Source organism: Clavibacter lycopersici (assembly GCF_003576405.1).
GTDB lineage: Bacteria > Actinomycetota > Actinomycetes > Actinomycetales > Microbacteriaceae > Clavibacter > Clavibacter lycopersici.
In genome coordinates, this window is record NZ_QWGT01000421.1 from 1 (window position 1) to 1,105 (window position 1,105).

The 1,105-nt window shown below is 79.5% G+C and carries 1 protein-coding gene; it reads right to left on the reverse strand.

The features are described from left to right. On the reverse strand, nt 1–1,105 hold a 1,105-nt coding region (locus DZG00_RS17070), incomplete at both ends, for an MFS transporter (protein WP_119455831.1).

Consider the following 1,105-nt stretch of genomic DNA (forward strand, 5'->3'; position numbering starts at 1 on the left):
GGCGATGCCGGCCGCCGCCGTCGCGACGAGCACGAGGCCCAGGAGCGCGGCGACCGCCGTGCGCGTCCCCGCCGTGGTGACGAGCGCGCCCGTCAGCGCGGCGGATGCGGCGATGCCCGCGGCGGAGGCCGTGTTGATCCAGGTGAAGCCCTGCGTGAGCTCCCCGGCCGCGACCGACGCCTCGACGACCTGCGACGAGGAGGCGAGGAGCGGAGCGATGGCGGTGCCGCCCACGACGAGCATCGCCACCAGCCCCGGGAGCGACGGCCAGATGGCGCCGACGGCCACGGCGGCGGTGAGGGCCGCGGCCGCGAGGAGCTGGACCACCTCCGGCGTCGGCGCCCGGCGCAGCGAGCCGTAGGCGAGCCCGGCGAGGATGCTCGCGGCGCTCGACAGGGCGAGGACGACGCCGGTCAGCGGCTCGAGCCCCGCCGCGCCGGCGCTCGCCGCGACGAGGAGCGGCACGGCCCCGAAGAAGCACCCGAGGCCCGCGTGGACCCCGAGCGTCGCCAGGAAGCGCGGGGCGAGGAGCGTCGTGGCCGGACCGCCCGCAGATGGGCGAGTGCGCCTCCGCGGCGGCGGGGCCGTGCCGCGGCGGCTGGCCAGGGCGACGCATCCCGCGACGAGCAGGGTGGCGGCGGTCGCGGATCCGGCCCAGGGCGCGACCGCGGTGCCGATGAGCGTCACCAGCACGGGGCCGCAGAGGAAGACCGCGTCGTTGACGCCGGCCTCGAGCGCGAACGCCGAGCGGAGAGCACCGGGCGCCGTGACGAGGTGGGCCCAGCGCGCGGCGGACAGCGCGCCCGGCTGCGGCACGGCCGCGCCCGCCGTCGCGACGAGGACGAGCGTCACGGCGAGCGGCACCCGGCCCGCGGTGACGAGGGCGGCGGTGAGCGCCGCGGCGTGCGCGCCGACGACGACCGGGAGCGTCGCCGTCTGCCCGAACCGGTCGACGAGCCGGGCGATCTGGGGCCCCGCCACCGCCTCCGCCGCCGCGAACGCGCCCGTCGCCGCGCCCGCGACGGCGTAGGAGCCGGTCGCGCGCTCGAGCGAGATGAGCAGGCCGAGGCCCGTCATCGCGACGCCGAGCCGCGCGATCGCCGCC